The 22,547-nt window shown below is 73.1% G+C and carries 24 protein-coding genes; 11 read left to right on the forward strand and 13 right to left on the reverse strand.

The genetic code is table 11. The features are described 5' to 3' along the window. Nucleotides 1-40: 40 nt before the first annotated feature. The gene (locus ACIA8O_RS04135; protein ID WP_396291952.1) at nucleotides 41-487 is read right to left on the reverse strand and encodes a nitroreductase family deazaflavin-dependent oxidoreductase; all 447 of its coding nucleotides are present in this window, start codon (nucleotides 485-487) and stop codon (nucleotides 41-43) included. 145 nt (nucleotides 488-632) lie between these two features. Between ACIA8O_RS04135 and ACIA8O_RS04140 the strand changes: the two genes are divergently transcribed. Then, nucleotides 633-1,163 carry a DUF6584 family protein gene (locus ACIA8O_RS04140; RefSeq protein WP_396291953.1) on the forward strand — a complete coding sequence of 177 codons (531 nt, stop codon included), beginning with the start codon at nucleotides 633-635 and terminating at the stop codon, nucleotides 1,161-1,163. A gap of 9 nt (nucleotides 1,164-1,172) precedes the next feature. Here ACIA8O_RS04140 and ACIA8O_RS04145 read toward each other — a convergent pair whose 3' ends face one another. The 6 genes from ACIA8O_RS04145 to ACIA8O_RS04170 form a co-directional block, all read right to left on the reverse strand. After that, a complete protein-coding gene (locus ACIA8O_RS04145; RefSeq protein WP_396292118.1) occupies nucleotides 1,173-1,685 on the reverse strand; it encodes a hypothetical protein in 513 nt (170 codons plus the stop codon). Nucleotides 1,686-1,687: 2 nt separating this feature from the next. Then, on the reverse strand, nucleotides 1,688-2,341 hold the full coding sequence (locus ACIA8O_RS04150) for a lactate utilization protein C (protein WP_396291954.1): 654 nt from the start codon (nucleotides 2,339-2,341) through the stop codon (nucleotides 1,688-1,690). Then, a complete protein-coding gene (locus ACIA8O_RS04155; protein ID WP_396291955.1) occupies nucleotides 2,341-3,774 on the reverse strand; it encodes a lactate utilization protein B in 1,434 nt (477 codons plus the stop codon). Before ACIA8O_RS04155 ends, ACIA8O_RS04150 begins: the two co-directional genes overlap by 1 nt. Continuing rightward, nucleotides 3,771-4,523: a (Fe-S)-binding protein gene (locus tag ACIA8O_RS04160; protein ID WP_396291956.1), complete on the reverse strand. Its 753-nt coding sequence runs from the start codon at nucleotides 4,521-4,523 to the stop codon at nucleotides 3,771-3,773. The genes ACIA8O_RS04155 and ACIA8O_RS04160 overlap by 4 nt, the downstream gene beginning before the upstream one ends. Before the next feature lie 107 nt (nucleotides 4,524-4,630). Then, entirely contained in the window at nucleotides 4,631-6,883 is a 2,253-nt protein-coding gene (locus tag ACIA8O_RS04165; protein ID WP_396291957.1) for a heavy metal translocating P-type ATPase, read from the reverse strand. Nucleotides 6,884-6,931: 48 nt separating this feature from the next. Continuing rightward, entirely contained in the window at nucleotides 6,932-7,213 is a 282-nt protein-coding gene (locus ACIA8O_RS04170) for a heavy-metal-associated domain-containing protein (protein ID WP_396291958.1), read from the reverse strand. Between the two features lie 192 nt (nucleotides 7,214-7,405). Here ACIA8O_RS04170 and ACIA8O_RS04175 point away from each other — a divergent pair, with 192 nt between their 5' ends. Further along, a complete protein-coding gene (locus ACIA8O_RS04175; RefSeq protein WP_396291959.1) occupies nucleotides 7,406-8,653 on the forward strand; it encodes a threonine/serine exporter family protein in 1,248 nt (415 codons plus the stop codon). Nucleotides 8,654-8,715: 62 nt separating this feature from the next. On the opposite strand, the gene ACIA8O_RS04180 is transcribed toward ACIA8O_RS04175, so the two are convergent. Next, nucleotides 8,716-9,654: a MerR family transcriptional regulator gene (locus tag ACIA8O_RS04180; protein ID WP_396291960.1), complete on the reverse strand. Its 939-nt coding sequence runs from the start codon at nucleotides 9,652-9,654 to the stop codon at nucleotides 8,716-8,718. Nucleotides 9,655-9,841: 187 nt separating this feature from the next. Here ACIA8O_RS04180 and ACIA8O_RS04185 point away from each other — a divergent pair, with 187 nt between their 5' ends. After that, entirely contained in the window at nucleotides 9,842-10,087 is a 246-nt protein-coding gene (locus ACIA8O_RS04185) for a hypothetical protein (RefSeq protein ID WP_396291961.1), read from the forward strand. Nucleotides 10,088-10,136: 49 nt separating this feature from the next. Here the strand turns inward: ACIA8O_RS04185 and ACIA8O_RS04190 are convergent, their stop codons facing one another. Continuing rightward, nucleotides 10,137-10,580 carry an NTP pyrophosphohydrolase gene (locus tag ACIA8O_RS04190; RefSeq protein WP_396291962.1) on the reverse strand — a complete coding sequence of 148 codons (444 nt, stop codon included), beginning with the start codon at nucleotides 10,578-10,580 and terminating at the stop codon, nucleotides 10,137-10,139. Nucleotides 10,581-10,668: 88 nt separating this feature from the next. On the opposite strand from ACIA8O_RS04190, the gene ACIA8O_RS04195 reads away from it, so the two are divergent. Together ACIA8O_RS04195 and ACIA8O_RS04200 are read left to right on the forward strand one after the other, a co-directional pair. Next, entirely contained in the window at nucleotides 10,669-10,851 is a 183-nt protein-coding gene (locus tag ACIA8O_RS04195) for a DUF4253 domain-containing protein (RefSeq protein ID WP_396291963.1), read from the forward strand. A 122-nt stretch (nucleotides 10,852-10,973) separates the two neighbouring features. Continuing rightward, nucleotides 10,974-11,516: a hypothetical protein gene (locus ACIA8O_RS04200; RefSeq protein ID WP_396292119.1), complete on the forward strand. Its 543-nt coding sequence runs from the start codon at nucleotides 10,974-10,976 to the stop codon at nucleotides 11,514-11,516. A gap of 7 nt (nucleotides 11,517-11,523) precedes the next feature. Here the strand turns inward: ACIA8O_RS04200 and ACIA8O_RS04205 are convergent, their stop codons facing one another. Further along, nucleotides 11,524-12,282 (reverse strand): MerR family transcriptional regulator, encoded by a 759-nt coding sequence (locus ACIA8O_RS04205; protein ID WP_396291964.1) that lies wholly within the window; start codon nucleotides 12,280-12,282, stop codon nucleotides 11,524-11,526. A 664-nt stretch (nucleotides 12,283-12,946) separates the two neighbouring features. Between ACIA8O_RS04205 and ACIA8O_RS04210 the strand changes: the two genes are divergently transcribed. After that, a complete protein-coding gene (locus ACIA8O_RS04210; protein ID WP_396291965.1) occupies nucleotides 12,947-13,165 on the forward strand; it encodes a ferredoxin in 219 nt (72 codons plus the stop codon). A gap of 93 nt (nucleotides 13,166-13,258) precedes the next feature. Then, nucleotides 13,259-14,464, forward strand: coding sequence for a cytochrome P450 (locus ACIA8O_RS04215; RefSeq protein WP_396291966.1), 1,206 nt, complete (start codon nucleotides 13,259-13,261; stop codon nucleotides 14,462-14,464). A 196-nt stretch (nucleotides 14,465-14,660) separates the two neighbouring features. Here ACIA8O_RS04215 and ACIA8O_RS04220 read toward each other — a convergent pair whose 3' ends face one another. After that, a complete protein-coding gene (locus ACIA8O_RS04220) occupies nucleotides 14,661-15,386 on the reverse strand; it encodes a dienelactone hydrolase family protein (protein ID WP_396291967.1) in 726 nt (241 codons plus the stop codon). Nucleotides 15,387-15,480: 94 nt separating this feature from the next. Next, nucleotides 15,481-17,112, reverse strand: a complete 1,632-nt coding sequence (locus ACIA8O_RS04225; protein WP_396291968.1) for a serine/threonine-protein kinase — start codon at nucleotides 17,110-17,112, stop codon at nucleotides 15,481-15,483. Nucleotides 17,113-17,323: 211 nt separating this feature from the next. Here ACIA8O_RS04225 and ACIA8O_RS04230 point away from each other — a divergent pair, with 211 nt between their 5' ends. From ACIA8O_RS04230 to ACIA8O_RS04240, 3 genes are all read left to right on the forward strand, one after another. Beyond that, on the forward strand, nucleotides 17,324-17,878 hold the full coding sequence (locus ACIA8O_RS04230) for a TetR/AcrR family transcriptional regulator (RefSeq protein WP_396291969.1): 555 nt from the start codon (nucleotides 17,324-17,326) through the stop codon (nucleotides 17,876-17,878). A gap of 154 nt (nucleotides 17,879-18,032) precedes the next feature. Beyond that, nucleotides 18,033-19,133: an agmatine/peptidylarginine deiminase gene (locus ACIA8O_RS04235; RefSeq protein ID WP_396291970.1), complete on the forward strand. Its 1,101-nt coding sequence runs from the start codon at nucleotides 18,033-18,035 to the stop codon at nucleotides 19,131-19,133. Between the two features lie 101 nt (nucleotides 19,134-19,234). Next, a complete protein-coding gene (locus ACIA8O_RS04240) occupies nucleotides 19,235-20,431 on the forward strand; it encodes an agmatine/peptidylarginine deiminase (protein ID WP_396291971.1) in 1,197 nt (398 codons plus the stop codon). Nucleotides 20,432-20,519: 88 nt separating this feature from the next. Here ACIA8O_RS04240 and ACIA8O_RS04245 read toward each other — a convergent pair whose 3' ends face one another. Next, nucleotides 20,520-21,107: a TetR/AcrR family transcriptional regulator gene (locus tag ACIA8O_RS04245; protein ID WP_396291972.1), complete on the reverse strand. Its 588-nt coding sequence runs from the start codon at nucleotides 21,105-21,107 to the stop codon at nucleotides 20,520-20,522. 204 nt (nucleotides 21,108-21,311) lie between these two features. Between ACIA8O_RS04245 and ACIA8O_RS04250 the strand changes: the two genes are divergently transcribed. Beyond that, nucleotides 21,312-22,478 carry an agmatine deiminase family protein gene (locus ACIA8O_RS04250; RefSeq protein WP_396291973.1) on the forward strand — a complete coding sequence of 389 codons (1,167 nt, stop codon included), beginning with the start codon at nucleotides 21,312-21,314 and terminating at the stop codon, nucleotides 22,476-22,478. The last annotated feature ends 69 nt before the right edge of the window (nucleotides 22,479-22,547 follow it).

Below are 22,547 nucleotides of genomic sequence, written 5' to 3' on the forward strand. Positions count from 1 at the left end.
CCCCGTCCGCGCCCCGTCCGCGCCCCGTCCGCGCCCGGGCCTACGCCGGCCCGGGTTCCAGGACGAAGACCGGGATCACCCGGCCGGCCGTCCTCTCGTACTCGGCGTACGTCGGGAAGGCGGCCACGGCCCGCTCCCACCAGACGGCCTTCTCGGCCCCCGTGACCTCACGGGCCGTCATGCCGCGGCGCACCGGGCCGTCCTGGAGGTCCACCAGCGGGTTGGCCTTGAGGTTGTGGTACCAGACCGGATGCCGCGGGAAGCCACCCTTGGTGGCCACCGCCGCGTACCGCCCCTCGTGCTCCACCCGCATGAGCGGCACCTTGCGGATCCGGCCGCTGCGGGCACCGCGCATCGTGACGATGACGACCGGCAGGCCGGTGTCCCAGAGGGTGGTGCCCTCCGTGCCGCCCGAACCCTCGTACAGCTCCACCTGCTCGCGGATCCACCGGGCCGGGCTCGGGTCGTACTCGCCTTCGAGGGGCATCGCACCCTCCTCCATGTCGTACACGGACTACACCGGGACATTCCAACACGGGCCCGGCGTTAAACCGGCCACCGCCGCCCGAGCCTCGCCGGCCGCCCGGCATAACCCCTTTGACCTGCGGTTCTCCCTCGGCCACGATGCTCCGATGACAGTCGAGACCACTCTCCTGAAGGTCGACGCGGACCTCCGCGCCGGCCGGATACCCGTCGCCCGCCAACGCCTGCGCGGCCTGGTGGGCTCGTACCCCGCCGACCTCACGGCCCGCCGCCGCCTGGCCGAGGTCTACCGCCTGTACGGCGAGCCCGTCGAGGCCGGTCGCTGGGCCTACCTCGAAGCCGACCGCGACCCGGACGAGACGGCGGCCTTCGAGGCCCGCTACTCCGATCCGCTCGCCCGGATGGCGGCGGTCCGCTGGTACGGCTCCGAGCGGCTGGTCGAGACGGAGACCGCCCGCGCCCGGCTGGTCGGCCTCCGGGAGGCGGCCTCGGCGCACGCCGGCAGTCCGGTGTACTGGCACACCGTCGGGGACCACATCCTGCGGCGCGGTGGTGACGGTGCCGAGTCCGCTTCCGAGGACGACGGATGGCTGGGCTGCGTCGGTCTCGTCGCCGGTGCCCTGGTGCTCTTGGCCTTCGCGGTCCTGGGCGTCGTCACCTTCGTCCGCTGGCTGCTCTGACGGCGGAAGTCAGCGGGTCAGCCCGTGGCGGACGTACTCGGGCCCGGCCGGGCCGAGTTCGATGGTGTTCTCGTCCATGCCGTTGGCGATTCGCAGGAAGCCGTCGGCGAAGGCGAACTCCACCGTCACCGATCCTGCGGCCAGGTCGTGCTTCGACGGCCGCCACTGAAGGAGCGTCACCTCCCGCAGCTCCTGTCCGAGGAGCGGCGCGAGGTGCTCGTCACGTCGCGACCACTCGGGCGTGAACCCGGAGTCCTCCCAGCCCGTGATGGCCGCCGTGGTGTCGATCGTGTCCCAGCCGATCGACAGCTCGTCGAACTTCCAGTGGCAGACCTCCACCCGGACCCCGTCGAAGTCCAGTACCACCGGACAGTCGGCGAACCACTCCCCGTCCTCGGCGAACCGCACCACCGCGAACCCCGTCAGCCGCCTGCCGGCCAGCGCCGCCAGCCGCGCCCCGTGCGCCCGCCGAACCGCGTCGACCCCGACCAGGAACGACGGCTCGAAACCGGCGATGCCCATCCTCACGGCGTGTGAACCTCTCCGTCGAGGATGACGACCTCCAGGGTGCGGGGGCCGTGGACGCCCTCGACGCGGTCGAGTTCGATGTCGCTGGTGGCGGAGGGGCCGGAGATCCAAGTGAGGGGGCGGGTGGGGTCGAGGAGGGGGAGGGCGGCCGGGACGGAGGGGACGATCTGGGGCGGGCGGACGACGCAGATGTGGTGGTCGGGGACGAGGGTGAGGGCGCGGCGGCCCTGGCCGGGGCCGGTGTCGAGGACCAGGGTGCCGGTTTCGGCGATGGCGAGGGCGCAGGTGGTGACGACGCTGTCCACCGTGTCCAGGTGTTGCGGGGTCAGTTCGTCGGTGCCGTCGTGGAGTCGGGCCGCGTCGGTGGCGGAGAGCCACGCGTCGGGCAGCCCGGCGGGGACGGCCACCGTCCGCGCGCCGCGGTCGGCGAGCAGGCGGCCGATCAGGGCGGGGAGTTCGGCCTCGGTGCAGCGGTGGACCGAGGCTCGGTAGTCGCTCAGGTTGGCGCCCAACAGGCCCAACAGGTCGGTCCCCGGGGCCAGATGGGAGGACCGGTAGCCGCGCCGGACGGGACCGGGGTCGTCGTCGCCCGGCCGGTCGGCGAGGGCGGCCCGGATCCGGGCCAGCACCGTGTCACGCGAACCGCTCATCACTGCTCACCCTTCCCGCGCTCGGCCCACCACACCCGGAACGGTTCCGCCGGTACCGGCGGGAGGTCCCGCTCCTCGCTCCACGCCCCGACCGCCCCCGGCAGCGGCAACCGCCGCGGATGCACCGCCCGCGTGGCCGAGGCGGCCCGCTCGGCGGCGCTCAACACGGCCGGGTGGTCGAGCAGCCAGCTGGCCGCCCGCATCGCCACCCGCTCGACCCGGTGTGCCGGCCCCTCCTCCACCGCCCGCTCCCGCAGGTGCACCAGGACCTCGGGGATGTCGATCGCCACCGGGCAGACCTCGTAGCAGGCCCCGCACAGCGAGGAGGCGAACGGCAGTGAGGCCTCCAACTCACCTCCGACACCCGCCAGTTGCGGCACCAGGATGGCCCCGATCGGCCCGGGGTAGGCCGAGCCGTACGCATGGCCCCCGGCCCGCTCGTACACCGGGCAGACGTTGAGGCAGGCGGAGCAGCGGATGCAGCGCAGGGCCTGGCGGCCGACCTCGTCGGCGAGGGTGTCGGTGCGGCCGTTGTCGAGGAGGACGAGGTGGAAGTCGGCGGGGCCGTCGCCCGCCGAGGTGCCGGTCCACATCGAGGTGTAGGGGTTCATCCGCTCGGCGGTGGAGGAGCGCGGCAGGAGTTGGAGGAAGACCTCCAGGTCCTGCCAGCTGGGCACCACCTTCTCGATCCCGACCACCGAGATCAGCGTCTCGGGGAGGGTGAGGCACATCCGCCCGTTGCCCTCGGATTCGAGCACCACCAGGGTGCCGGTCTCGGCCACCATGAAGTTGGCTCCCGAGACGGCCACCTTGGCGGTGAGGAACTTCTCCCGCAGGTGCAGCCGCGCCGCCTCGGCCAGGGCGGCGGGCTCGTCGGTGAGCCCCTCCGGGGCAGGGCGGCCCCAGGAGGCCATCCGGTCCGCGAAGACCTGCCGGATCTCGGCACGGTTGCGGTGGATGGCGGGCACCAGGATGTGCGAGGGCCGGTCGTCGCCCAACTGCACGATGAGCTCGGCGAGATCGGTCTCGTAGGCGGTGATGCCCTCGGCGGCGAGGTGCTCGTTGAGGCCGATCTCCTGGGTGGCCATCGACTTGACCTTGACGACCTCGGTCTCGCCGGTGGCCCGCACCAGCTCCGCCACGATCCGGTTGGCCTCGGCCGCGTCCGCCGCCCAGTGCACGGTGCCGCCCGCCGCCGTCACGGCGGCCTCCAGCTGCACCAGGTACCGGTCCAGGTGGCGCAGCGTCCGGTCCTTGATCTCCTTCCCGGCGGCCCGCAGCTCCTCCCAGTCGTCCAACTCCGCGACGGCGGTGGCCCGTCGGTCGCGGATGGTGTGGGTGGCGTGCCGCAGGTTGGCGCGCAGCCGCTCGTCCCGGACGGCGGTGCGGGCCGCCTCGGGGAAGGCGGGCATGCCGAGGAAGGTGCCGCTCATCGCCCGTCCTCCTCGCCGGTGCTCGCCAGGATCTCGGCCAGGTGCACCGTCCGTACGGCGGTGCCTCCTCGGCGGGAGAGCAGGCCGTCCAGGTGCAGCAGGCAGGAGTTGTCCGCCCCGCAGAGGTAACGGGCGCCGCCGGCAGCGGCGTTGGCGAGCTTGTCCCGTCCCATCGCCACCGAGACGTCCGGGTTCTTCACGGCGAAGGTGCCGCCGAAGCCGCAGCACTCCTCCGCCCCCGGCAGCTCCCGCAGCTCCAACCCCCGGACCGCCCGCAGCAGTCGCAGCGGCCGGTCGCCGAGGCCGAGCATCCGCAGGCCGTGGCAGGACGGGTGGTAGGAGACGGTGTGCGGGAAGCAGGCGCCGACGTCCTCCACCTTCAGCACGTCCACCAGGAACTCGGTCAGCTCGTACACCCGGGGTACCAACTCCTCCACCGCCGGGCCCAGTTCGCGGCCCTCGGCGGCTGCCTTGGCGGCGATCCGGGGGTAGTGCCCGCGGACCATCGCCGCGCACGACCCGGACGGCGTCACCACGTGGTCGTAGCCGGCGAACTCGCGGGCCATCCGCCGTACCAGCGGCTCGGCCTCCCGCCGGTAGCCGGAGTTGTACTGCGGCTGACCGCAGCAGCTCTGCCCGGCCGGGAAGTCGACCTCGACGCCGAGCCGTTCGAGCAGTGTGACGACGGCCCGGCCGGTCTCCGGGCGGAGCGCGTCGTTCACGCAGGTGACGAAGAGTGCGACGCGCATGGCGGCGGCTCCCTCCTTCGGTCGTGGTCCCTCTGACGCTGGATCATGCCAGTTCGCCCGGCACCGTGGGGGGACGGTGCCGGGCGAACCGGGAGGGGGAGGGACAGTCAGCGGGCCCGGAAGGTCCGGAGCCGCAGGCTGTTGCCGACCACGAAGACCGAGGAGAAGGCCATGGCCCCGCCCGCGATCATCGGGTTGAGGAGTCCGGCGGCGGCCAGCGGGATGGCGGCGACGTTGTAGGCGAAGGCCCAGAAGAGGTTGCCCTTGATGGTGGCGAGGGTGCGGCGGGAGAGGCGGATGGCGTCGGCGGCGGAGCGCAGGTCGCCGCGGACCAGGGTGAGGTCGCCGGCTTCGATGGCGGCGTCGGTGCCGGTGCCCATGGCGAGGCCGAGGTCGGCTTGGGCGAGGGCGGCGGCGTCGTTGACGCCGTCGCCGACCATGGCGACCGAGTGGCCCTCCGCCTGGAGCCGGCGGACGGTCTCCACCTTCTCCTGCGGCAGTACCTCGGCGATGACGTCCTGGGCGTCGATGCCGACCTCGGCGGCGACGGCCTTCGCGGCGGCGGTGTTGTCGCCGGTGAGCAGGACCGGCCGCAGGCCGAGGGCGCGCAGGCGGGTGATGGCTTCGGCGCTGGTGGGCTTGACGGCGTCGGCGACCACCAGGACGGCACGGGCCCGGCCGTCCCAGCCGACCGCGATGGCGGTGCGTCCGGCGGCCTCGGCCGCGGCCTTGGCCTCGGCCAGCTCCGGGGTCAGGTACTGCGACCAGGAGGTGAGCAGCTGCTCCCGTCCGGCGACCACCGCGTGGCCGTCCACCACGCCCTGCACCCCGAGGCCCGGTACGTTCTCGAAGCCTTCGACGGGGGGCAGGGTGCCGAGGCGGTCGGTGGCGGCGGCCGCTACGGCGGCGGCGATGGGGTGTTCGGAGGCGTGCTCCAGGGCGCCGGCCAGGCGCAGGGTCTGCTCCTCGGAGACGCCGTCGGCGGTGTGGACGGCGAGCAGGGTCATCTTGCCGGTGGTGACGGTGCCGGTCTTGTCGAGGACGATGGTGTCGACCTTGCGGGTGGTCTCCAGGACCTCGGGGCCCTTGATGAGGATGCCGAGCTGCGCGCCGCGGCCGGTGCCGACCATCAGGGCGGTGGGGGTGGCCAGGCCGAGGGCGCAGGGGCAGGCGATGATCAGTACCGCCACGGCGGCGGTGAAGGCGGCCGTCCAGCCCTCGCCGGTGGCGAGCCAGAAGACCAGGGTGGCCAGGGCCAGGGTGATGACGACGGGGACGAAGACCCCGGAGATGCGGTCGGCGAGGCGCTGGGCGGCGGCCTTGCCGTTCTGCGCGTCCTCCACCAGCTTGGCCATCCGGGCGAGTTGGGTGTCGGCGCCGATCCGGGTGGCGCGGACCACCAGGCGGCCGCCGGCGTTGACGGTGGCTCCGGTGACGGCGTCGCCGGCCCCGACCTCGACGGGGACGGACTCGCCGGTGAGCATCGAGGCGTCGACGGCGGAGGAGCCCTGCTCGACCACCCCGTCGGTGGCGATCTTCTCGCCGGGGCGGACCACGAACAGGTCGCCGACGGCCAGTTGGGCGGTCGGCACCCGGACCTCGGCGCCGTCGCGCAGCACGGTGACGTCCTTGGCCCCGAGGTGCAGCAGGGCCTTCAGCGCCGCGCCGGCCGTCCGCTTCGACTTCGCCTCGAAGTAGCGCCCGGCCAGGATGAAGGCGGTGACGCCGGCCGCCGCCTCCAGGTAGATGTTCGACGAGCCGTCGGAGCGGGCGATGGTGAGCTCGAAGCCGTGCCGCATCCCCGGCATCCCCGCGTGCCCGAAGAACAGGGCCCAGAGCGACCAGAGGAATGCGGCGCCGGTGCCGAGCGAGACCAGGGTGTCCATGGTCGCGGCGCCGTGCTTGGCGTTGGTCCACGCGGCCCGGTGGAACGGCCAGGCGGCGTACGTCACCACCGGCGCGGCCAGGGTGAGGGAGAGCCACTGCCAGTTGTCGAACTGCAGCGCCGGGATCATCGCCATCGCGATCACCGGCAGGCTGAGCACCACCGAGGTGACCAGCCGCTGCCGCAGTGGAGCCAGGGCGTCCGGCTCCCCGGCGGTGCCGGTCTCCGGCTCGGCGTCCACCGGCCGGGGGACGGCGGCGGTGTAGCCGGTGGCCTCGACGGTGGCGATCAGGTCGGCGACCTGCACCGAGTCGGCGGCGAAGGACACCTTCGCCTTCTCGGTGGCGTAGTTGACGATGGCTTCGACGCCGTCCATCCGGTTCAGCTTCTTCTCGACCCGGGCCGCGCACGACGCACAGGTCATGCCGCCGATCTCGAGTTCCACCTCGTGGGAGGCGGGTGCCTGCGTGCTCATGTGTGCTCCTCGCTGGGTCGTGAAGGCTTTCGGAAGAGGGGCGGACCCTCAGGCGCGGCCGGTGAGTTGGTAACCGGCCTCGTCGACGGCGGCGCGCACGGCCGCGTCCTCGGGCTCGCCCTCGGAGGCGACGGTGACCAGGCCGGCCGTGACGTCGACGGTGACGGAGGTGACGCCCGGGAGGGCGGAGACGGCGGCGCCGACCGACTTCTCGCAGTGGCCGCAGGTCATCCCGGCGACGGCGTAGACGGTGCTCACGGTCGCGGCACTCGCGGGGGCCTCGATGGTGAGGGTGGTCGAGCAGGTGCCGGTGGTGGAGCAGCAGGACATGGCGTTCTCCCCTTGATGGTCCGTCAGATACCCATGGGGGGTATCTCCTTGTGCAGATATTTATACCCCTGGGGGGTACCTGGCGCAAGGGGTGCCCGACGGATCGTCAGCCGACCGGCGGCGTGTTCGCGCGGGGCGGGGGAGGAACGCGGTGCTACGTTCGCAGCACGAGTCGCACCGGGACGTGAGGCAGTGGACCGACCAGACGACGCCGACCTCGACCGGGTCACCTCCTTCCTGCGGCAACTGACCGAGCTGCTGCTCGACACCAGCGGCGAGGGCGCCGAACTGATCGGGCGTCACCTGCGGTCCACCGCCGAGGTACTGGGGGCCGAGACGGAGATGCTCCTCGTGCCGGACGGGGCCACCCTCACGGTCACGGTCCGCGGACGGGCCAGGACCGTCACCGTCCAGGGCGTCCCCGAGGTGTTCCGGCTCGACCGGCTCACCGCGCTCAAGCCGCTCCTCGCCGACCTGGCCCAGGGCCGCACGGACCTCACGCAGGCCGAGCGGCGACTGGAGCGGATCCGGAACTCCCCGGCGCCCTACCCCTGGTGGCTCAAGCTGCTCGGCATCGTGCTGTTCTCGGTCGGCTTCGCCCCGCTGATGCAGCCGACCTGGTACGAGATCGGCACGACCGCCGCCCTCAGCGCCGTCGTCGCCGCCCTCGCGGTCGCGGCCGACCGGAGGCCACGGCTCACCAAGGTCCTGCCGCTGGTGGTGTCGGTGACCGTCTCCGTGCTCACCCTGGAACTGTTCGCCGACGACCCGGCCCGTGGCGGCCCCGTCCTGCTGATGCTCCCGGCGCTGTTCTTCTTCGTCCCCGGCGACTACCTCAGCGCGGCCTCGGCAGAGCTCGCCGCCGGCCTCGTCACCACCGGTGCCGTCCGCCTGGTCTACTCGGCCTTCCTGCTGCTGCAGTTGTACGTCGGCGTGCTGATCGGCGTCCTCGTCACCGGAACCCCGACCCGGGCCCTGTTCGACCAGGCGGCCACCTCCGACCTGCCGCGCTGGTCGCTGTTCCTCAGCTGGATCGTCTTCACCGTCGGTACCGTGCTCGCCTTCGCGGTCCCGCTGCGCCTCCTGGGGGTGCTGCTGCTCCTCGTCTACCTGACCGTCGGAGTGCAGTCGCTCGTCACGGGACTGATCGGCGAGGTCGGCGGCACGTTCGTCGCCGCCACCGTCCTCGCCGTGGTGGCCACGGTCCTGGCCCGCTCACCGCGGCACCCGCCCCGGCTCGTGCTGCTGCTCCCGGGCTTCTTCACCCTCACCGTCGGCTCGCTCGGCATGCGCGGCCTCACCACGCTGGCCGGCGGTTACGTGATCGAGGGGTTCCAGGACCTGCTCAAGCTGGTGACCATTGTCGTCAGCATCGCCGTCGGCATGGTCCTCGGCGCCGCCCTGGCCGCTCCCGACCGGCCTCGGTCGCGCCCGCTGTGACGCTCCGACGGGTGCCGGCCCCGCCCGCTCCCCGTCGGAGCGTCAGAGCGGGCGGGCCCGTGCTACTGCCCCGGGTGCGCGAGGAGCGCCTCGCCGAGCCATCCGAAGACCGGCCCCAGCCCCTCCGGGACGGGCCAGCCGTTGACGGTGGCCAGCAGGTGCCAGTACCGCTCCGCCCGGGGATCGCCCGCGACCTCCAGCCGGTGCAGCAGCCAGCGCCGCAGCTCCGCGTCGTCGGCCCGGCCGAAGGTCTGCGCGTAACGGGCCGTCAGGCGGTCCAGCACGGCGGCCCCTTGCACCGAGGCCGGGGCCGTACCGGCCGCCAGCGCCCGGCCGACCTCCTCGCGCACGGTCTCGGTGAGCTCGTGGTGCAGCCCCGTGTCATCGCCCCGGGCGCGTTCGGCGGCCTGGTACTCGGCCATCCTGCGCACGGACGCCCGGAACTCCGGGTCCCGGGTGAGCTCGGCCAGCTCCACCCAGGCCTCGACCTGCGCGGGTGCGGGGTCCTCCGGCAGCACCGGCGCCGCCGCGCGCATCATCGCGACGAGCTCCGGGTTGGCGTCGTAGCGGCCGAAGGTGTCGTCGATGAACTCGGCCACCAGGCGCTCGCGTTCCTCGTCGGTCAGTTTCGCCAGTCGGTGCATCAGGGTCATCTCCTCGGTGGTGGAGCCTCGTTCGGCCACCGCGCGCAGCACGGCACGTCGCAGGTGGAGCGTGCGGATCTGCACCTCCAGCGCATCGGCGTGCGCGGCCGCCACCTCGGACACCGACACCTCCCGGTCCAGCACCCGCCGGACGACGGCGAGTTCGACCCCGAGGTCGCGCAGGGTGCGCACCAGGTCCAGGCGGGCGAGGGCGCCGACGTCGTACAGCCGGTAGCCGGACGGACTGCGGTCCGTCGGCGGCACGATCCCCGCGTCCGAGTAGAACCTGATGGTCTTGACCGTCAGCCCGGTCCGCCGGGCCAGGTCCCCGATCGTGAAGAGCGCGTCGCCGTCCATGCCCCCACCCTCCCGTCTCCCCCCACTGGAGACTCAAGCGCCTTCGCCCCGGGGCCTGTCGGCGGCCCCTGAGAAGACCCCTATTCACCCACAGGAGTCGACCGCCCCGGCAACGGCTAGGCTCGCGGCCATGGAGTTCGCTGCTGGAGTTCCCTCCGCTTGGCACGTGACGTTGCGGAGCGGCGCATTGATCGAACTGTGGGCCGACGCCTACGCCATGGAGAAGGACGCTTACGTCTTCTCGATCCTGCTCCGAGCGGCGGCAGCCGAGCAGGCCGAGTTCGAGGTGACCGCGAGAACCCCCACCGATCCCGATCGGATCGCCATCGCGGTCGCCCGCCTCCCCCGCAGGGAGGTCCGGCAACTGCACACCGCTGCCGAGCGTGCCGTGGACGGGCTCTGCGTCTGCCCGCCTGAGGAGTCCGGCCCCTGAGGGATGCCGAGGCTGCTCCTCGTTACGGCGGCCGGTTCGCGCGAACCGTTCAGGCGGGGCGGACGGTGCGCGGGCCGGCCACCTCCGCGCCCAAGGACGTGACCCGGATGCGGAGCTCCCGGTCGGCGGTGACGACCAGGCAGGCGCGCTCCGGATCGGCGGACCGAGCCGCGCCGACCAACTCGACGATGCGGTCGTCGCCGCTCCCCAGGGCCTCGACCCCCTGTACCCGAGGGATCCCGGCCACCCTGCGAGCAGCCCCCTCCACGACCAGCACCACATCCGGTCGGCCGCCGTGCCACGGGCCCGGAACGCGATCCGGGGGCAGCACCAACCCGTGCTCCGCGACCGGGACCAACGTGTCCCGCAGCCGCTCCGCAGCACCCCGCCGGTCACGCCACCAGCCGTCCGGCACCGAACCCACCACGTTCGCGGCGTCCACCACGAGGAGCGGCAGTGGCTGTGCGCTGACCTCCACGATGTCCGTATCCATGACCAGCAAGCCTGCCACGGGCACCAGGGCAGGGTGCGACTGTGGGGCGGGGGTTCGCGCTGTCGGGGGTCGAGGTGAGCCTCCGCCCATGAACTCCGAGCTCCTGGACGGCGTCGGGACCCCGCAGGCCGCCCGGGACGCGTTCCTCGTGGCCGCCGAGCACTTCGCGTTCTGCCCCGACAACATCTGGCAGGGCCACCACCCCACCACCCTGGCCGGCTACGCGGAACGGCTCGCGCTCAGCCGCAGTTGGGACTTCTGGTGGGACTGAAGGGCCCCGTCGAGCCCCGGCAGTGCGGGCCCGGGCACCACAAAACCCGTGGTTGCGAGCCATGGTCATCGGTATGGTCCGGTCACGAAAGAGTGGAGGGTGGGACGGTGCGGCCGTTGTTGATGGTGGATGTGGACGGGCCGTTGAACCCGTTCGCGGCGAAGCCGTACCGGCGGCCCGAGGGGTACGGGACGCACCGGTTGACCACGCCGCGGTGGGAGGCGATGGAGCGGCGGCGGTTGCGTGAGTACGGGCTGCCCAACAAACGGGTGAAGCCGCTGCGGGTCTGGCTCAACGAGGACCACGGGGCGGCGCTCACCGGGCTCCCGTTCGACCTCGTCTGGGCGACGACCTGGGAGGAGGAGGCGAACGCCTTCATCGCGCCGCTCCTCGGCCTGCCCCAACTGCCGGTCGTCGTCTGGTCGGAGCCCCGCCCCGAACCCGGGGGCGGGGTGTTCTGGAAGACGCCGGAGATCGTGGCCTGGGCCCAGGGGCGTCCGTTCGCGTGGGTCGACGACCTGATCACGGAGGCGGACCGGGCCTGGGTCCGGGCCCACCACCCGGGCCCGGCGTTGCTGTACCACGTCGACCCGAGGACCGGTCTGACGCCGGACGACTTCGCCCGCCTGGCCGACTGGGCGGAGCAGCTGGGCCGGGAGGCCTGACGGTGGCTCAGGCCGGCAGACCCGCCGCGTAGAGCTCGATCGCGGCCTGCTGGTACTCGGCCAGCCCGGGAGCGATCGCCTCGTGCGCGGCGCGCCACTCGGGCTGCCGCACGCAGGCCCGCCCCATGGCACGGAACTCGTCCGCCGAAACCGGGTGGAGCGACGTCAGGGAGCGGAACTGCGCGTCGACTTCGGCCTGCACCGCCCCGTCGGCCACCGGGACACCGCTCACCATCAGTTCGGCGAGCCGGATCATCACGGCCGTGCGCTCCCGCTGGCCCCGCTCGACCTCGGCGAGGTCCATGCCGTCGGTCCGGCGCGCGGTCGCCTCGGCGAGTTCGGGGAAGTCGCCCAGCCCGTCCTGGTAGCGGGCGGGGTGGATGCCTTCGAAGAGGTTCTCCGGGCGGTTGATGGTCATGGGGCTGCCGTCCTCTCTGGAGCGTTCCAGGTCGGCGAGGGTGCGGGCGACGGTGGCGGCCAGCGCGTCGAGCCGGTCGCGTTCGGCCAGGAGGCGACGGTGGTGGCCGCGCAGGGCTTCCACCTCGTCGACCTGCTCGCCGACGATCCGGCCGATCTCCGGGAGGCCGAGGCCGAGCGTCCGCAGCACGAGGATCTGTTGCAGCCGCAGGAGCTGCCCCTCCCCGTAGTGGCGGTGCCCGTTGGCGGCGATCCGGGCCGGCGGGAGCAGGCCGATCTCGTCGTAGTGCCGGAGCGTCCGGGCGGTCACGCCCGACAGTCGGGCGACCTCCGCGATCGGCAGGTCCATCGCCCCTCCTCACCGGGCCGGTCCGTCCGGCCCTGGTCACGACTGTAGGAGCTGCCGCAGCGTCAACTTCAAGCCCCGATTCGGCGTGGGCACCACGCACGACGAGTCGGGCGCCGCCCAGCCGCCGGCGACCGGCGACCGGCGACCGGGACCGGGGACCGGGGACCGACGGGAAGTCCGACCGGGCAGTGGACGTACTCCCGGGACGCCCCGGACGTTGCGGACCTGGCCGGAAGGGGTCGTTGAGATCCGCCTTCGGCGGCCTCCGGTGCAGTTGCCGCTGCGCTGCGAGCGCAGTCGTCGGTGCCCCGCCGGGGCAGTCTCCGCTGCCCCACGAGCGCGGTCACGCTGTCTCGCCGGGCCGGCCCGGGTGGTGCGGTGTGAGCCGGAGGAGAGGGTCGCCGAGGATGAAACGGTGTCCTTCCCAGGGGAGTTGGCCACCTCCGAAGACACGTGAGGCCGTCCGTACGGTGGGGTCCGCTGCCGGTCCGGCGGAGTGCCGTGGGGCGAAACGCCTTGCGCCGCAACGGGGTTCGCGCACGGTGGCCGAATCGGCCATTCCCGTTCCGGCCACCGTGGTCTGGACCAGTGGCGGCTAGGTTGGCCGTGACAAGGAGAGGCGGCCGCCGGCCAGCCGGTGCCGCCCTGGCGAAAGGTGCCCGACATGCAGGTGAGCGTCGACCGGGAGCGCTGCTGTAGCTCCGGCATGTGCGTGACGAACGCCCCCGCGGTCTTCGAGCAGGACGACCGGGACGCTCTCGTGAGGCTCCGTCAGGCCGTCCTGCTGCCGGAGCAGTTCGGCGACGTCAGGCTCGCCTCCGAGCTCTGCCCGGGCCGGGCGATCACCGTCACCGGGGACGAGCCCGCGCGGACCGGGGCCTGACGGACCCCCGCCTCGGCCCCGCGGGCCGCGCCGGGAACCTTCCCGGGCCCCGAACCCCCACGAGAACATCCGCGACGTGAGGAGACCCCCGCTGTGACCACCGCACCCACCACCCCCGTCCTTCCGCTGCCGGCCCCGCACTCCGGCGGCTGCCCGTTCGGCCCGCCGCCCGCGTACCCCGAGGCCGCCGCCACCGGGCCGGTGACCAGGGCGAAGCTGCCCGACGGCGACCTCTGCTGGCTGGTCACCGGCTACGACGAGGTCCGCACCGTGCTGTCCGACCGCCGGTTCAGTGCCGACATACGCCACCCGACCTTCCCGCTGCTGATCGCCGGCGCTCGCGAGCTGATCACCGACAACCCGGACTTCCTGCGGCTGGACGACCCCGAGCACGCCCGCCAGCGCCGCATGATCACCGGGGAGTTCCTGGTCAAGCGGGTGGAGGCGCTGCGCCCGGAGATCCAGCGGATCGTGGACGGGGCGCTGGACCGGATGACCGCGGGCCGGACCACGGCCGACCTGGTCACCGACTTCGCACTGCCGGTGCCCTCGCTGGTGATCTGCCTGCTGCTCGGCGTGCCGTACGAGGACCACGAACGCTTCCAGGGCCTGAGCCGCACGATGGTCAGCCGGGAGGCCACCGTGGAGCAGCTCCGGGTGGCCCAGGAGGAGGTCCGGGACTACCTCCGCGTCCTGACGGACCGCAAGCGCGCACACCCGGAGGACGATGCCCTCAGCCGACTCGCGGCGCGGGACGACCTGACCCCGGACGACGTGGCCGGCATGGGCGTGCTGCTGCTGATCGCCGGGCACGACACGACCGCGAGCATGATCTCGCTGGCGACCGCGCTGCTGCTGGACCACCCCGAGCAGATCCCCGGCCTGGCCGATCCGGCCACCCTGCCGGGCGCGGTGGAGGAGCTGTTGCGGCTGCTGACCATCGTGCACACCGGCCTGCCCCGGGTGGCGCTGGAGGACGTGGAGCTGGGCGGCGTCACCGTCCGGGCCGGGGAGGGCGTGATGGCGCTGCTCTCCACCGCCAACCGGGACGAGACGGTGTTCGGTGGCGCCGGTCATCGGGCGACGGACGAGCTGGACCTCTACCGGGACGCCCGGCGGCAGTTGGCGTTCGGCTTCGGCGTGCACCAGTGCCTGGGCCAGCCGCTGGCCCGCGCCGAACTCCAGATCGCGCTGGAGACGCTGTTCCGCCGGCTGCCGGGGCTGCGGCTGGCCGGCGAGCGTGAGTTCCGTACCGACTCGTTCATCTACGGGATGCGGTCGCTGCCCGTGACCTGGTGAGCGGGGCCTGACGGAGAGCACTGGAGTACCGGCCCGCCCGTCACGACGTTTCCGCACGGCAGGCGGGCCAGGGCGGGTCGGAGCCGGTCGAGCCACGGCTTGGCCGGCTTGGCCCGGCGGCTCCTGGTGTTGGAGATCCACACGCGGAGCCGCACCACGGAAGTGCCGACGCGGCTGTGCGAGGGGCCGGCCCTGGTCATCCGGTGACGGGCAGGCACTCGGCGAGCAGGGCGAGGACGTCACGCCAGGCCCGCTCGGCGTGCCGTGGGTGGTGGCCGACGCCGGCGGGTGTGGGGTGGTCGACCGTCGGGTGGTGGAAGGCGTGGAGCGCTCCTCCGTAGACCGTCAGGCGCCAGTCGACGCCTGCGGCCTGCATCTCCGCGGTGAAGGCCTCCCGCTGCGCGGGCGGCATGATCGGGTCCTCCGAGCCGACCCCCGCCCACACCGGGCAGCGGATGCGGGCCGCCTCGCCCGGCCGGCCCGTGGTCAGTGCGTTGACGGTCCCGATCGCACGCAGGTCGACGCCGGCCCGACCGAGTTCCAGCGCGATCGCGCCGCCGGTGCCGTAGCCGATGGCGGCGGTCCGGTCGGGGTCGGCCCGTGGTTCGGCGCGCAGCACGTCGAGCGCGGCGCGTCCGACGGCCCGCATGCGGTCGGGATCGGCCAGCAGCGGCAGGCAGCGGGCCAGCATGGCCTCCGGGTCCTCCAGGTAGCGTCCGCCGTGGAGGTCGAAGGCCAGTGCCACGTAGCCCAGTTCGGCGAGGGCATCGGCTCTCCGGCGCTCGACGTCACTGAGCCCCATCCCCTCGGGGCCGATCAGTACGGCGGGCCGGCGTGAGGTGCCGGCCGGGAGCGCGAGGTGTCCGGTCATCGTCAGGTCGTCGGCCGGGTATTCGACCGTGTGGGTGGTGACTGCCGTCATGGGACGGGACCGTAGTCGTGGTTTCGGCGGTCCGCAGCGGTGTTCACCGACGGCAGACAGCGGTCCGTCCGGCCGCCACCGACCTGACGGACGGTCAGGAGGCGCGGCGGTAGGTGGTGACGGTGACCGACAAGGGGGTGTCCTCGGCACCGGAGTCGGTGACGCGGACCAGGGCGAGGTCGGCGCCGTCGCGGGAGCGGAGGCAGAAGCCGCGGCCGTCCTGGACGGTGCCGAGCGGGACCGAGGAGACCGGGGCGGCGGACAACCCCCGGATGCAGTCGGGGAGTTGGAGCTCGCTGGTGGGGGAGACGTAGGCGGTGGCGCCGTCGGGGAGGGTGAGGTCGTCGCCGTGGCGGCCGAGGTACCAGGGGGAGACGTCCTGCGGGGTGACCTTGCCCGCGCGGAGGTCGAACTCGTAGGAGGAGTCCGGGGATCTGAGCGCCAGGTCGGTCCGGACCGGGGCGTAGCCAGGGGTGGGCGTCGCGCTGGGAGAGGGGGAGGAGGAGGGGGACGGCGAGGGCGACGAGGGCCCGGAGGCCGACGGGGCGGGGCCGACCGCCTCGGCCTCGGAGTCGTCGAAGTCGTACGGGTCCAGCAGGAGGAAGCCGCCGACGGCGCCGATCAGCAGCGCGCCCGTGACGACCGCCACCCGGACGGCGATCCGGCGTCCTCCCCGCCTCCCGGTGGGGACGGGAGTCGACGGGGGCTCGGCCAGGCGGGTGGCGGCCTCCGGCGCGGCTGCCGCGGGCGGGAGCAGCGCCGTCGCGAGGGAGGAGGCGGCGGCGGTCGGTGCCGGGGTGGGCGGGAGTTCGCCGTGGCCGACAAGGGCGGAGCTCACCGCCTCCGGCAACCAGCCGTCGGTGAAACGGAGTTCGCCCCCCACCGCCGGGTGGCTGCGGACGTAGTCGATGAGCTGCGCGGTGGTGGGCCGGTCGGCCGGGTCCTTGGCGAGGCAGTGGCGGGCCGGTTCGAGGAGGGAGGGCGGGAGGCGGTCGAGGTCGGGTTCCTCGTGGACGGCGCGGTAGAGGGAGCCGGCCTCGGGGCCGAAGCCGAAGGGGAGGGTGCCGGAGCCGATGAAGGCGGTCAGGGCGCCGAGGGCGAAGACGTCGGTGGCCGGGGTGGCGGTCCGGCCCAGGGCCTGTTCGGGGGCCATGAAGCCGGGGGAGCCGATCCGCAGGCCGGTGCTGGTGAGGGGGAGGGCGTCGGCGGCGCGGGCGATGCCGAAGTCGATGACGCGAGGGCCGTCGGCGGCGAGCAGGACGTTGCCGGGCTTGAGGTCGCGGTGGACGACCCCGGCGGCGTGGACGGCCTGGAGGGCCTCGGCGATGCCGGCCAGCAGCAGGAGGCTGGTCCGTTCGGGCAACGGGCCGTGGCGGTGGACGACCTGGTGGAGGGAGGGGCCGGGGACGTAGGCGGTGGCGAGCCAGGGGAGCTCGGCGTCGGGGCCGGCGTCGACCACCTGGGCGGTGAAGAGGCCGTGGATGAGGCGGGCGCTGGCCACCTCCTGGGCGAAGCGGTGGCGGAACTGCGGGTCCTCGGCCAGCTCGGGGCGGACCACCTTGAGGGCGACGGGGCGTCCGCCGGGCGTGTAGGCGAGGTAGACCCGGCCCATGCCGCCCGCGCCGAGGCGGGCCCGGAGCCGGTAGCCGCCGACCTCGGCCGGGTCCTCGGGGGTGAGCGGTGTGAACGCGCCGGGGGCCTTGTTGCCGAAGAGGTCAGCGGTCATGGGGGCTCCCAGCAGGTCGGTGCAGGTGTGCAAGGGGGAGGTCTCGGAACGGCTCGGACTATACCCTGACCGGAATATCAGTCAGTATGGGTGGTGCGGCGGGGCTCGCGGGCTGATGGCGGTACGGGCCGCCGGCGGTACGGGTGGGCGGCGGTGTGCGGAAGGGGTACGGGTAGGGTGATCGCTTGTGGCAGACCGTAGAACCTCGATCATGGAAGCGGCCGCGCGGGTGATCGCCCGGCGCGGTGTCCGCGGGCTGCGGGTGGAGGAGCTCGCCACCGAGGCGGGCGTGTCCACCGCGCTCATCTACTACCACTTCAAGGACCGCGCGGGGATCCTCCGCGCGACGCTGGAGTTCATCAACGACCGGGCCGGCCGGTACACCACCGAACGGCTGGCCGACGAGCCGCCGCTGACGCCCCGTGGGGAGCTGGAGCAGACCCTGCTGCTCGAACTCCAGGACACGCCCGAGGTGCGGGAGAACAGCACGGCCTGGGGCGAGCTGCGCGCCAGTGCGGTCTTCGACCCGGACCTGCGCGAGGACCTCGCCCGGGCCACCCTGGGCTGGGTCCAGGAGGTGGCCGAGCTGATCGGCCGGGTGCGGCCGATGAACGGGGCCGCGGCCCTGGCCGCCTCCGCGGAGCGGCTGACCGCGATGGTCGAGGGGCTCAGCGTGCGCTGGCTGAGCGGCAGCCTGCCGCTGGAGCACGCGCGGGAGCTGATGGCGGGCGCGATCGACAGCGAACTGGAGCGGCTGCACCACTGAGTGGGAACGACGGGCCCCGGGGCGGTTTCCGAGCCGCCCCGGGGCCTTCTGCATGGCAGCTTCCTTGACTGAAAATTCAGTCAGTGCGAGAGTGAAGGCGCGGGGCCGGGCCGACAGGCCGGTGGTTCCGTGCAATTCTCGAGATGGAGATCCCATGAGTGACAGCCGGTCCTTCATCAGCCGCCTCTTCGGGGCGGCCCCCGCGTCGACGACTCCCGCGCCGACGGCCCACCGGTCCGCCGGGGAGCCGCCGCAGTGGTGGGTGGACCGGGACGACGTCCCGCACGCCCGGACCTGGATGTCCTGGCCCTCCCGCCGCTCCGTCTGGGGGCGCCGACTGCCGGGCGTCCAGCAGGACATCGCGCTGATCGCCCGGACGGTGGCCCGCTTCGAGCCGGTGGTGATGTGCGCGCCGGACGACTACAGCGTCCGGGAGGCGCGCGCCCTCTGCGGGCCCGCCGTCACCGTCACCGAGGAGATCCCGACCGACGACCTGTGGATGCGCGACACCGCACCGGTCTTCCGCCGCGACGGGCGCGGGCGGCTGGACGCCGTCGGCCTCAACTTCAACGGCTGGGGCAACAAGCAGACCCACCGGGACGACGCCGAGGTGGCCCGCGGGATCGCCGAGCACCTCCGACTCCCGTTCTCCTACGCCGAGTTCACGGGGGAGGGCGGCTCGGTGGAGACCGACGGCGACGGCACCGTGATGGCCACCGAGAGCAGCCTGGTGAACAAGAACCGCAACCGTGGCTGGAGCCGGGACGAGGTCGAGGAGGCCGTGCTCGACGTCTACGGCGCGGACAAGATGATCTGGGTGCCCGGCATCAAGGGCCGCGACATCACCGACGACCACATCGACGTCACCTCCCGGTTCGTCGCTCCCGGGGTCGTCCTGGTGCAGCTGCCGCCGGCCGACCGGAACGACGCCTGGGCCCGGGACGCCCGTGAGCAGTTCGACATCCTGTCCCGGGCCACCGACGCCCGCGGCCGCCGGCTCCGGGTCATCCGGGTCGACGGGCCGGACGAAGTCCGCTCCCGGGACTCCGAGTTCGTCGACTCCTACCTGAACTTCCACGTCGTCAACGGGGGCGTCATCACGGCCCAGTTCGGCGACCGCGCCAAGGACGAGGCCGCCCGGCGGACCCTCGCCGAATGCTTCCCCGGCCGCGAGGTGGTCCAGCTGGACGTGGACCGCCTGATGGCCGGGGGCGGCGGCATCCACTGCTCGACCATGCAGGAACCCCTGCCGTAGCCGATCCCACCACGAAGGCCGGCGCGCGCGGTGTCCCGCCACTCGCGACCCGCGTGCCGCCGTGCCGTACCACCACCCCACAGCAGAGCCGGAGTGATTCCGTGTCAGACCGCACCACGCCCTTCTCGCCCACCCGCCGCACGGTGCTGCGCGCCGCCGCCGGAGCGGGGCTGCTCACCCTGGGCGCCACCGCCTGCGGCGTGCTCGACGAGGAGGGGCCCGAGCCGCCCGCCTCCACCGAGCGGCCGCCGTCCCAGCCGACCCCGCCGGTGCGGCAGGAGGGCCGCCGGTTCGGGGCCGAGTGGGAGAGCCACGCCCGGACCTTCATGTCCTGGCCCGCCTCGACCGGGATCTGGGACGACCAACTCCCGGGCGTGCGCGCGGACATCGCGCGGCTGGCCCGGGCGGTGGCCGGGTACGAGCACGTGGTGATGTTCGCCCGCCCGAACCAGGTGGACGCCGCGCAGAACGCCTGCGGCAACGAGGTCGAGGTGGTGCCGCTCGCGGTGGACGACCTCTGGGCGCGGGACACCGTGCCGGTCTTCGTCGAGGAGGGCGGCCACGTCAAGGGCGTGGACTTCAACTTCAACGGCTGGGGCAACAAGCAGAAGGAGCACGGCAACGACTCCGCGCTGGCCGCCGCGGTGCTCGGCAAGTACGGCATCGAGCGGATCCGCACGCCGCTGGTCGGCGAGGGCGGCTCCTTCGAGACCGACGGCCAGGGCACCCTGATGGTGACCGAGAGCTCGGTGGTCAACGACAACCGGAACAAGGGGAAGAGCCGCGACCAGATCGAGGCCGAGCTCAAGCAGGCGCTGGGCGTCACCAAGGTGATCTGGTTCGCCGGGGTGCGCGGCGAGGACATCACCGACGCGCACGTGGACTGCCTGGTGCGGTTCGCCGCGCCGGGGGTGGTGCTGCTCGACCAGCCGTTCCCCGGGGCGCCGGCCGACGTCTGGTCGCGCTCGTCGGCCCAGGCCCGCGAGGTGCTCAGGAACGCCACCGACGCGCTCGGCCGCCCGCTCAAGGTGATAGACCTGCCGCAGCCCGACCCGGACCGGATCACCGGGCGCGGTGACGCCTTCGTCTCCTCCTACATCAACTTCTACATCGCCAACAAGGCGGTCTTCCTGCCGAAGTTCGGCGATGCCAAGGCGGACGACCGGGCGCAGCAGATCGTCCGGGACCAGTTCCCCGGGCGTGACGTGGTGCCGGTGGTGATCGACAACATCGCCTCCGGCGGCGGTGGCATCCACTGCTCCACCCACGACCAGCCCGGCACGCCGGACGCCGGCTGACGCATCACTCCACAGCCCCTTCGGACTCCACCGTCCGGAGGGGCTGCGGCGCGCTCATGCACCGGACCCGCTCATGCGCCGAATTCACTCATGCGCCGAACTCCTGGCCGAAGGGCGGGAGTTCGGCCTCGATGGCCTCCGCGAGCAGCATCCGGGCGTGCTCCAGGGGGATCGAGCCGCTGAGCCAGCGCACGCTGAGGCCCTCCAGCAGGGCGGTCAGCCGCTCGGCGGAGGAGGCGTGCGCGGGGGCGGTGCCGGCCGGGTCGGCGCGGCCCAGCAGGTAGGCGATCTCGTGCACCCAGGTGTGGGTGGCGCGGGCCAGGTCCTCGCGCAGGTCCTGGTCGAAGACCGCGCTGGCCCTCAACTCGCCCCAGGCGGTGCTGTTCTCGCGCACCTCGACGGTGTCCTGGAGCTCCAGCAGCAGCACCTGGGCCAGTTCGGCGCGCGGGTCCCCGGCGAGCTCCGGGTCCTGTTCGGCGGTGTACCGGTCGGCCCGTTCGCCGATGAACTCCAGCGTCTCGCGCAGGATCCCCGCCCGGTCGGTGAAGTGGTAGTAGATGAGCGCGGCCGAGACGCCGGCCTCGGTCGCGAGTTCGGCGACCCGCAGGCCGCGCACGCCGCGGCGGCTGATGACCCGCGTGGCGGCCCTGAGTATTTCTGTTCGACGGTCTGACACGGGCATTCACTCTACCTGCACAGAAGTGATCCTGACGAGATTTTCAGCGAAGAAATCCCATGGTGACAGGCCTGTGCGGGTACGTCGAGGCCTTGGATACCTCACCTTCCCCGATCGGATGCGCCTCACGCCTTGACTGAATTTTCAGTCCAGAGCAGGATGTGTGTCACCCCACACACCTCCCGAACCCTCAAGGGAGTCTTCATGAACACCCCTGTCACCTCCCGCCGGAGCCTGCTCAAGTTCGGCGCGGCCGCCGCGCCGCTGGCCGCCCTGGGCCTGGCCCTCCCCGGCGTCGGAACGGCCCGGGCCGCCACCGCCCCCAACGGTGCCACCCTGCGGATGCCGGCCGAGGACGGCCGCCACGTCCGGACCTTCATGGCCTGGCCGGCCCTGCGCTCGGTCTGGTCCTACGACCTCGCGGCGGTCCGGCGGGACATCGCCAACGTCGCGTACGAGATATCCCGCTACGAGCCGGTCGTGGTGCTGGCCCGGCCCGAGCAGGCCGCCGACGCCCGGTACTACTGCGGCTCGGGCGCCTACCACCGGATCGACGTCGAGACGATCGCCAACGACGACCTGTGGATCCGCGACTTCGGCCCCACCTTCGTGGTCGCCCCCGGCGCCGTGGCCGGCGTGGACACCAACTTCAACGGCTGGGGCAAGACCGGCACCACGTACTACCAGCCCTACCAGAACGACGCGGTGGCGGCCGAGGAGCTGCTCTACCGCTACGGCGTGAACCGCATCAAGGCCGGTTTCGTCGGCGAGGGCGGCTCGCTGGAGACCGACGGCGAGGGCACCCTGCTGGCCACCGAGAGCTCGCTGGTCAATCCGAACCGCAACCCGGGGATGAGCCGGGGCCAGGTGGAGCAGGAGCTCAAGTACGCGCTCGGCCAGGACAAGGTCATCTGGGTGCCGGGCCTCGCCGGGCAGGACATCACCGACTGCCACATCGACTGCCTGGCCCGCTTCACCGCACCCGGCAAGGTGCTGCTGGACAAGCCCGGCCCGGACACCGACCCCAAGTGGGTGGCGGTCTACGAGGAGACCAAGCGGCTGCTGCAGAGCGCCACCGACGCCCGCGGCCGCCGCCTGCAGATCACCGAACTCCCCGGCCCGGACAAGAAGTTGATCCGTGGCAGTGGCAAGGAGTTCCTCTCCAGCTACACCAACTACTACACCGTCAACGGCGCGGTGATCGCCCCGCAGTTCGGCGACCGCTACGCGGACGGCCTCGCGTACGCCATCCTCCAGGGCGCCTACCCGGACCGCCGGGTGGTGCAGCTGAACATCGACGGCATCGCCTCGGGCGGCGGCGGCATCCACTGCGCCACCCAGTCCCAGCCCGTCGTCCCGCCGGCCTACTGAGCCGGAGCGCCGGGCCGCGGGCCGGGCGGCCGGTGGGCCGCCCGGCCGGCCCCGGCCGCTCCACCCTCT

This window comes from Kitasatospora sp. NPDC051853 (assembly GCF_044452665.1).
In the GTDB taxonomy this organism is placed as follows: domain Bacteria; phylum Actinomycetota; class Actinomycetes; order Streptomycetales; family Streptomycetaceae; genus Kitasatospora.

What these genes read in the sequence shown, in the direction of transcription:
- ACIA8O_RS04180 (WP_396291960.1), bottom strand. Translation starts at nt 9,654, where the DNA reads ATGGACGGCGACGCGCTCTTCACGATCGGGGACCTGGCCCGGCGGACC.
- ACIA8O_RS04250 (WP_396291973.1), top strand. Translation starts at nt 21,312, where the DNA reads ATGAACACCCCTGTCACCTCCCGCCGGAGCCTGCTCAAGTTCGGCGCG.
- ACIA8O_RS04230 (WP_396291969.1), top strand. Translation starts at nt 17,324, where the DNA reads ATGGAAGCGGCCGCGCGGGTGATCGCCCGGCGCGGTGTCCGCGGGCTG.
- ACIA8O_RS04165 (WP_396291957.1), bottom strand. Translation starts at nt 6,883, where the DNA reads ATGAGCACGCAGGCACCCGCCTCCCACGAGGTGGAACTCGAGATCGGC.
- ACIA8O_RS04150 (WP_396291954.1), bottom strand. Translation starts at nt 2,341, where the DNA reads ATGAGCGGTTCGCGTGACACGGTGCTGGCCCGGATCCGGGCCGCCCTC.
- ACIA8O_RS04155 (WP_396291955.1), bottom strand. Translation starts at nt 3,774, where the DNA reads ATGAGCGGCACCTTCCTCGGCATGCCCGCCTTCCCCGAGGCGGCCCGC.
- ACIA8O_RS04200 (WP_396292119.1), top strand. Translation starts at nt 10,974, where the DNA reads ATGGTGGATGTGGACGGGCCGTTGAACCCGTTCGCGGCGAAGCCGTAC.
- ACIA8O_RS04190 (WP_396291962.1), bottom strand. Translation starts at nt 10,580, where the DNA reads ATGGATACGGACATCGTGGAGGTCAGCGCACAGCCACTGCCGCTCCTC.
- ACIA8O_RS04145 (WP_396292118.1), bottom strand. Translation starts at nt 1,685, where the DNA reads ATGGGCATCGCCGGTTTCGAGCCGTCGTTCCTGGTCGGGGTCGACGCG.
- ACIA8O_RS04160 (WP_396291956.1), bottom strand. Translation starts at nt 4,523, where the DNA reads ATGCGCGTCGCACTCTTCGTCACCTGCGTGAACGACGCGCTCCGCCCG.
- ACIA8O_RS04205 (WP_396291964.1), bottom strand. Translation starts at nt 12,282, where the DNA reads ATGGACCTGCCGATCGCGGAGGTCGCCCGACTGTCGGGCGTGACCGCC.
- ACIA8O_RS04225 (WP_396291968.1), bottom strand. Translation starts at nt 17,112, where the DNA reads ATGACCGCTGACCTCTTCGGCAACAAGGCCCCCGGCGCGTTCACACCG.
- ACIA8O_RS04235 (WP_396291970.1), top strand. Translation starts at nt 18,033, where the DNA reads ATGAGTGACAGCCGGTCCTTCATCAGCCGCCTCTTCGGGGCGGCCCCC.
- ACIA8O_RS04140 (WP_396291953.1), top strand. Translation starts at nt 633, where the DNA reads ATGACAGTCGAGACCACTCTCCTGAAGGTCGACGCGGACCTCCGCGCC.
- ACIA8O_RS04135 (WP_396291952.1), bottom strand. Translation starts at nt 487, where the DNA reads ATGCCCCTCGAAGGCGAGTACGACCCGAGCCCGGCCCGGTGGATCCGC.
- ACIA8O_RS04220 (WP_396291967.1), bottom strand. Translation starts at nt 15,386, where the DNA reads ATGACGGCAGTCACCACCCACACGGTCGAATACCCGGCCGACGACCTG.
- ACIA8O_RS04170 (WP_396291958.1), bottom strand. Translation starts at nt 7,213, where the DNA reads ATGTCCTGCTGCTCCACCACCGGCACCTGCTCGACCACCCTCACCATC.
- ACIA8O_RS04210 (WP_396291965.1), top strand. Translation starts at nt 12,947, where the DNA reads ATGCAGGTGAGCGTCGACCGGGAGCGCTGCTGTAGCTCCGGCATGTGC.
- ACIA8O_RS04195 (WP_396291963.1), top strand. Translation starts at nt 10,669, where the DNA reads ATGAACTCCGAGCTCCTGGACGGCGTCGGGACCCCGCAGGCCGCCCGG.